Below are 255 nucleotides of genomic sequence, written 5' to 3'. Positions count from 1 at the left end.
CATTTCCTCCTGTTAAAGCATCATACCAAACAATATTTCCAGTTTCTGGACTTACATTTATACTTGCAATTGTTGGTGCATTTATTAAACAGAAGTCTTGATCTGTATCTGTTATGTTTGGTGTGCCTGGATCAGTAACACTTACAACTACAGCTTGTCTTACATTACTTTCACAAGTTGTTGTAGCATCTTTTAAGGCTGCATAATACGTTCTTGTAGTTAATGCTGTTGCTGCTGTTACTACATTTCCTCCTG

The 255-nt window shown here is 36.1% G+C and carries 1 protein-coding gene; it reads right to left on the bottom strand.

Annotated features, from left to right (window positions below; genetic code table 11):
• The coding region (locus ACHRVL_RS23080) for a hypothetical protein (protein WP_395415603.1) at window positions 1-255 on the bottom strand (255 nt) is incomplete at both ends.

It is taken from the genome of Flavobacterium sp. FlaQc-28 (assembly GCF_044007415.1).
GTDB lineage: Bacteria > Bacteroidota > Bacteroidia > Flavobacteriales > Flavobacteriaceae > Flavobacterium.
The sequence above is the reverse complement of the archived record's forward strand: the minus strand, read 5'-3'. Positions and strand labels throughout refer to the sequence as shown.